This is a genomic window from Undibacterium sp. Di27W (assembly GCF_049340345.1).
Lineage (GTDB): Bacteria > Pseudomonadota > Gammaproteobacteria > Burkholderiales > Burkholderiaceae_D > Undibacterium.
In genome coordinates, this window is sequence record NZ_JBMPOS010000183.1 from 1 (window position 1) to 255 (window position 255).

General features: G+C 44.7%; 1 protein-coding gene. It reads left to right on the forward strand.

Annotation, left to right across the window (positions count from 1 at the left end; genetic code table 11):
• Window positions 1–255 (forward strand): DUF2252 family protein (locus ACO0LF_RS31810; protein WP_423021458.1); only part of this gene is annotated, 255 nt, incomplete at both ends.

The window sequence follows — 255 nt, forward strand, 5'->3', positions numbered from 1 at the left end:
CTGCATACTGGGTAAAAGGCTGTAGCTCGCTAGGGTTACTTCGTTATGCAGTGCTATTAAATGTTGATGACCCTACGACGGCTGAAATTGAATTATGTTTAATGGACATCAAGGAGGCAATCGCTGCGAAAGCGCCGCGATATGCAGATGTCAAGATGCCTATTATTAATGCTGAACGTATTATTCAGGGAGCTAGACATTTATCTCCTTCACTGGGGGACCGAATGTCTGCCGGGCGTATTAATGGAAAATCAG